Raw genomic sequence first — 6371 nt, forward strand, 5'->3', positions numbered from 1 at the left:
AATTATATGCCTCGGCGTAATGGTTTAATGCATCATCATACAGCTCCAACCGGTGTTTGGCGCGCCCTAAATCCCACTCAAACTGCGGATCATACTCGCCGTCGGCCATCGCCCGCTCGAGGAGCGACACGACGTCCTCATAGCGTTGCTCATGAAGCCAAAGCGCCGATAACACCGTCAGCGCCTCGACATAGCCATTGTCGATTTCAAGCGCCTTTTGCAATTGCTCTTCCGCTTCGGCCGGTTTGTTCAGTTTCAGCGCGAGCTTGCCGGCATACAGGCGGAGCTCTTTGTTCCATTCATCGATGCTGATGCCTTCCCGCACCGTTTCGTAGCTTTTTTGAAGCTGTCCTTCCTGTTCATACGCTTTGGCCAAATATAAGTAAAGCGGAGCATAGTCAGGATCAAGCTCTTTTAAGGCGCCAAGCTTGTCAATGGCCGTTTGCGTATAGCCGGCCTGCAAGGCGGTGAACCCATAGGCGAACAGCGTCCGGCTGTCCGTTTTTTCGTTAAGCGCCGCCTCATAGTGCGGAAGCGCCGCCTCAAACTCCCCGATGCGGCTGAGCGACTCGGCGAGCCGTTCAGCGACCAAAACGCCGGCGATCTCCCGGTTCGTTTTCCTCACTTGTTCATAAAGCGGCACGCTTTTGGCGTACTCGCCGAGCGAAAAGTACAACTCCGCTAAGGCGAATTGCACGACTGGTTCATCCGGCGCTTTCTCGTACGCTTGTTTTAGCTTCCGTTCGCTGACTTCGGTCAGCCCTTGCATTTCATACAGGTCCGCCGCAAGCAGGCACGCCCGGACGAATTGCGGATCGTCTTCGCTGATGTCCATCAAAATGGCGAGCGCTTCGTCTTCAGCTTCAAGCTCGGTATACACTTCCGCCAAAAACAGACGGACGTCGCCATCGTCCGGATAGCGGCTGGCCAGTTCCTCGAGCAGCTCTTTTGCCTCCTCGAGCATCCCCCATGAGTATAGACAGTCGGCCAGCGTATATTTTTCCTCATCACTGCTGTACTTTTTCACTTTTGGCACAAGCGCCAACGCTTCGTCAACATTTCCGTTTTCCACTAGACGAATGATTTGTTCAACACGTGTCATGGTTTCGAAACCTCTCTTACAACGACAAGTAGGTTGCCTGACAGGGCGGCGCTTCCCGCCCTCGCTGTCCGCATTGGTATGTACCGGCACAACGGGAACATGTTTTATCATAATCGACAATCGCCGTTTCGGCAACCGATCCGCTCGCCAACCGCGCCGCACCAGCTGTTGGGTAATGTATCCGCTTTCAAAAAGCAGCGCCAATTATTCCTCTTATTGACAACATATGAACGGACAATGCAAAATATGACCGCCCGCCCGCTTGGGGCGGGGGCATCAACAGCCGGCGGGTTCACTCCCGCTTTCGCTCCATCCTTGGACGTTCGTTCTCACCCGTTTACTAAAGAGCGCAAATCAGAGAAAAACGCCGGGTACGAGACAGCGACCGCCTCCGGACGCTCAAGACGGACCATGCCTTTGGCGCAGCAGGCGGCGATGGCGAGCATCATGCCGATCCGGTGGTCGCCATGGCTGTCTACGACGATCCCATCGGCCGCGAGCGGCGTTTTGCCGCGGATGATCATGCCGTCATCGGTCGCTTCAATATCGGCGCCGAACTTTTTCAGCTCCGTAACAACTGTATCGATTCGGTTCGTCTCTTTTACTTTCAATTCACTGGCGTCTTTAATGACCGTCGTCCCCTCGGCTTGCGTCGCGAGCAAGGCGATGATGGGGATTTCATCGATCAACCTTGGAATCAAGTCGCCGCCAATTTCGACGGCGCCAAGCGCCGACGTGCGGACCGTGATGTCGCCGACCGGCTCTGTGTCCTCATGGCGGACATGTTCAATTGCAATCTCAGCGCCCATTTGTGTGAGCACGTCAATAATGCCGGTCCGCGTCGGATTTAGGCCGACGTTTTTCAGCGTAATTTCGCTGTTCGGCACAATGGCCCCTGCGGCAAGGAAAAAGGCGGCCGAGGAAATGTCGCCGGGAACGTAAACGTGCGTTCCGCGCAAACGCTGCGGACCGGCGACCGAGACGGTCAAGCCATCCACTTTCATCTCGCCGCCGAACAGCCCAACCATCCGCTCCGTATGATCGCGCGAGCGGTGCGGCTCGGTCACAGACGTCACCCCGTCGGCAAACAAGCCGGCAAGCAAAATCGCCGATTTCACTTGAGCACTTGCGATCGGCGAGGTGAAGCGAAGCGGACGAAGAGCACCGCCGCGGATGGAAAGCGGCGTATAATTCCCGCCATCGCGCCCGTCAATGTGCGCTCCCATTTCGCGAAGCGGCTTCGTCACTCGCGCCATCGGCCGCTTGGCGATCGACTCATCGCCGATGAGACAGGCGTGAAACGGCTGCCCGGCCAAAATACCTAAAAGCAGGCGCGCCGTGGTGCCGGAGTTGCCGACATCAAGCACAGCACTTGGCTCACGCAGCCCACCCGGCCCCGCTCCTTCAACCACAACATGCGTCCCGTCCCGGCGGATGTCGACGCCAAGGCGGCGGAAACAATCGATCGTGCTTAAACAATCGGCGCCGGACAAAAAGTGATCGATGACCGTCCGGCCGGAAGCGAGCGCCCCAAGCATGACGGCGCGGTGGGAAATCGATTTGTCGCCGGGCACTTCAAGCGTCCCCCGGAGCGATGACACGTTCGTTGGCAGCTGCATGCAACATCCCTCCATTGTTTTTTCGTTGCTATCCTTCATATGTCGCATAGTTCGTATGCTTAGCGAGGCACGCCTTCGCCCGCGCCCGGTCGTCTTCGCTTTGGAAGCTGAGGCGGAGCACCCCGTAAATTTCTTCGCGCGTCTCAATAATGCGAATGTTAGTAATGCTGATGTTTTCCTGCGCCAAATAGCCGGTCACCTCGGAAATGACGCCCGGGTAGTCCGGCACATCGACATACAAATCGTAAAACGACGGGATCGCTCCTTTCGTCCGCGCCGGCAGCCCATCGCGAAACTGCTTGGCTTCGAGAAAGTAATGGTAAATGGCGATGCTGTTTTCTTCCTCGACAAACGAGCGCAGCCGCTCCATCTCCGCCATCCAGCGGTCAAACAGCGCGAGCATCTCGCGTTTATTATGAATGAGAATATCGCGCCACATTTCCGGATTGCTCGATGCAATGCGCGTAATATCGCGAAAGCCGCCGGCCGCAAGCCGGCTGACAAGAGCGTTTTTGCTTTCGTACTCGCGCGCCTGATGGACGAGGCTGGCGGCAATCAAGTGCGGAAAATGGCTGATCACCCCGGTGATGCGGTCATGCTCTTCCGGCGTTAACACGACAAACTGCGCCTTCGTCCCGGAAAGCCATTGTTTTAGCGTTTCCACCCGTTCGAGCGGCACATCATCCGTCGGCGTCAAAATGTAAAAGGCGTTTTCAAACAAATGGGCGCGGGCGGCCGCCACCCCGCTTTTATGCGATCCGGCCATCGGATGGCCGCCGATAAACGCCACGCCCGCCTCCAACAGACGGCGCGCGCCTTGGACGATGCGCTGCTTCGTGCTGCCAACATCGGTGACGATCGCACCGCGCTTCAGCTGCTCAATCGGCATGGCGGCTAAAATCGATTCGGTCTGCATGACCGGAGTGGCAAGAACAATCAAATCCGCGGCGGCAAACCCATCCTCAAGCGTGCGAGCTGTTTCGTCAATCATCTTAAGCGAACGCGCCAAACCAAGCTGATGGCCGTTGACATCGTAGCCGATGACGACTGCTGCTGGATGCGCCTTTTTAATGGCTAAGGCGATCGACCCGCCGATTAAGCCGAGGCCGACGATAAACACGTTTCCTTCCAATGGTCTCACCTTCTTTGTATGTAAACATACGCCCGCTGCTTCTGAAAAGCAACGGGCTCATCGTTCCGCCTGGGCGGCCGCGAAGCCGGTCGGGCGAGCTGTTTTTCCCGCAGCATGCTGGCAATCGTTTCAAACACTCGGTCGTTTTGCTCTTTCGTGCCAATCGTGACGCGCACACCGGTCGGCAAACCGAGGGCCCGGCCGGAGCGGACGATCACGCCCCGCTCGAGCAAATATTGAAACACCTCATTGCCATCAATGCCGAAATCGATAAATACAAAATTTGTTTGCGACGGATAGTACTTGAGGCCGTGCTCGTCGCAAAAGCGGTAATACCGCTCGAGTTCGGCGCGGTTTCGTTCGACGCAGGCGCGGAGGAACGCCTGGTCATCGAGCGCAGCCGCCGCGGCCGCTTGAGCGACGGTTGACGTGTTAAACGGCTCGCGCGCCGGTTCAACGGCGCGGATGAGCGCTCCGCTGGCGATGCCGTAGCCGATACGGAGCGCGGCGAGCCCGTACGCCTTTGAAAACGTGCGCATCACCACGAGCTGGCTGTATTCATTTAAAAGCGGCACCGTCTGTGGATAATCGGGAGCCGTGACGTATTCATAATACGCTTCATCCAACACGACAAGCACATGCGGCGGCACGCGGTCCAATAAGGCGCGCAATTCCGTTTCGTTCACATACGTGCCGGTCGGGTTGTTCGGGTTGCAAATCCAAACGAGGCGCGTCCGTTCATCGATGGCAGACAGCATCGCCTCTAAGTTATGGCGCCCGTCGACAAGCGGCACTTCGCGCACTTCCGCCCGCTCGATGACCGCGTTATGGCGATATTGCGGAAATGTCGGCGCCGCCATCACCGTATTCGTGCCCGGCTCCAAAAAGGCGCGGCAAAAAATTTGCACAACTTCATCCGAGCCGTTGCCAAACAAAAGCTGCGTTTCCTTGACGCCAAGATGCGTTGCCACCTTTTCGCGCAGCGTGCGGGCGTAGCCGTCCGGATAAACGGCAAGACGGTCAAGCTCGGCGGCGATGGCCGCTTTGGCCGCCGGCGACGACCCATACGGATTTTCATTGGAAGCTAGTTTAATAATATCAGAAAGGCCGTATTCCCGCTTCACTTCCTCAATCGATTTTCCCGGCTGGTATGGGGGAAGTCCCCGAAGCTGCTCTTTCACTTGCATTCGCGTTGCCAACTCCTTCATCATCGGAACTTTTAGCGCAAAGAACACGGCGCGTGAAGCGGCGCGGCGAGCGAGCGGGCGTAGGCGGCAAACTCGGCGATGGCCGCTTCTTTTTCTTCCGGCGCCAGCAGCCGTTCCCCCAACTGTTCCACTTTTTGCACAAGGGCGCTGCCGATGACGACGCCATCGCACACCTCTTTCAGCATCGCCACTTGTTCGGGCGTGGAGATGCCGAACCCGACAGCGACCGGCACACGGCTATGCCGCTTGACTTCACTGACAAAATCGCCAAGCGACTCCGGCAACGTTTCGCGCACACCGGTGACGCCAAGCGAGGAAACGCAATACAAAAACCCTTGCGCTGCCGAAGCGATCCGCTCAATCCGCTGCTTTGACGTCGGCGCGACGAGCGAAATGAGCGGAAGGCCAAACCGCTCGCCCAGTTCGCGGAGCGGACCGCTTTCTTCAAACGGCAAATCGGGAATGAGCACGCCGTTGGCGCCATTTTTCCGCGCTAAAGCAAAAAAGGATTCTTCTCCTAATTGTAACACAGGATTGTAATACGTAAAGAGAATAATCGGAATGGTTACCCCCTTTTTTCGCATTTCGGCGACGAGATGAATGGCTTTCGGCAACGTCATGTTCCCGGCAAGCGCCCGGGCGGCGGCGCGCTGGATCGTCGGTCCGTCGGCGAGCGGGTCGGAGTACGGCACGCCAAGCTCCAATAGATCGGCGCCGGCCTCCTCAAGCGCCAAGGCCAAATCCATCGTCACCTCAGGCGACGGGTCGCCGGCGACAATAAAGGGAATAAACAGCGGCGGATTAACGGATAGCAGCAACATCTTCACCTTCTTTCGCGCCAAGATGGCGCATCATCGTTTGCACGTCTTTATCGCCGCGGCCGGACAGGCAAATGAGCACCGTTTCATCCGGCGACATCGCTTGGGCGAGCTCCACGGCTTTCGCCACCGCATGGGCCGACTCAATCGCCGGAATGATGCCTTCTGTTTGCGCCAGCAGCCGAAACGCCGCGACCGCTTCCTCGTCGGTCACGCTTTCGTAGCGGACGCGGCCGATGCTCGCTAAATAGGCATGCTCCGGACCGACGCCGGGGTAATCGAGGCCGGCTGAGATCGAGTACGGCTCGACAATTTGCCCGTACTCATCCTGCAGCAAGTACGTCATCGCCCCGTGGATGACCCCTTTCGTCCCTTTCGTGATCGTCGCGGCATGGTAAGGGGTGTCAATGCCTTTGCCGGCGGCTTCCACCCCGACAAGGCGGACGTCATCTTGCAAAAACGGGTAAAACATGCCGATGGCGTTGCTGCCGC

The 6371-nt window shown here is 57.6% G+C and carries 5 protein-coding genes and 1 pseudogene; all 6 read right to left on the reverse strand.

All coding sequences use genetic code 11. The features are described from left to right. A partial coding sequence (locus IKE44_RS11050) for a tetratricopeptide repeat protein (RefSeq protein ID WP_287465904.1) occupies positions 1 to 1102 on the reverse strand: 1102 nt, incomplete at its 3' end. A 329-nt stretch (positions 1103 to 1431) separates the two neighbouring features. Continuing rightward, a complete protein-coding gene (gene aroA / locus IKE44_RS11055) occupies positions 1432 to 2721 on the reverse strand; it encodes a 3-phosphoshikimate 1-carboxyvinyltransferase (RefSeq protein ID WP_287465906.1) in 1290 nt (429 codons plus the stop codon). A gap of 28 nt (positions 2722 to 2749) precedes the next feature. Further along, complete coding sequence (locus tag IKE44_RS11060) at positions 2750 to 3853, reverse strand: prephenate dehydrogenase (protein WP_033014007.1); 1104 nt, start codon at positions 3851 to 3853, stop codon at positions 2750 to 2752. Between the two features lie 95 nt (positions 3854 to 3948). Then, a pseudogene (hisC, locus tag IKE44_RS11065) lies at positions 3949 to 5040 on the reverse strand (histidinol-phosphate transaminase); the annotation flags it as partial. 32 nt (positions 5041 to 5072) lie between these two features. Continuing rightward, positions 5073 to 5882 carry a tryptophan synthase subunit alpha gene (trpA, locus tag IKE44_RS11070; RefSeq protein ID WP_287465910.1) on the reverse strand — a complete coding sequence of 270 codons (810 nt, stop codon included), beginning with the start codon at positions 5880 to 5882 and terminating at the stop codon, positions 5073 to 5075. After that, positions 5863 to 6371, reverse strand: a 509-nt coding sequence (locus IKE44_RS11075; protein WP_287465908.1) for a pyridoxal-phosphate dependent enzyme, incomplete at its 5' end; no start/stop codon positions are given. The genes IKE44_RS11075 and trpA, both read right to left, overlap by 20 nt.

It is taken from the genome of Geobacillus sp., from assembly GCF_017515625.1.
GTDB classification, from domain to species: domain Bacteria; phylum Bacillota; class Bacilli; order Bacillales; family Anoxybacillaceae; genus Geobacillus; species Geobacillus stearothermophilus.

Excerpts from the sequence above, each read along its gene's own strand:
- aroA (WP_287465906.1), bottom strand. The coding sequence starts at position 2,721 with ATGCAGCTGCCAACGAACGTGTCATCGCTCCGGGGGACGCTTGAAGTG.
- trpA (WP_287465910.1), bottom strand. The coding sequence starts at position 5,882 with ATGTTGCTGCTATCCGTTAATCCGCCGCTGTTTATTCCCTTTATTGTC.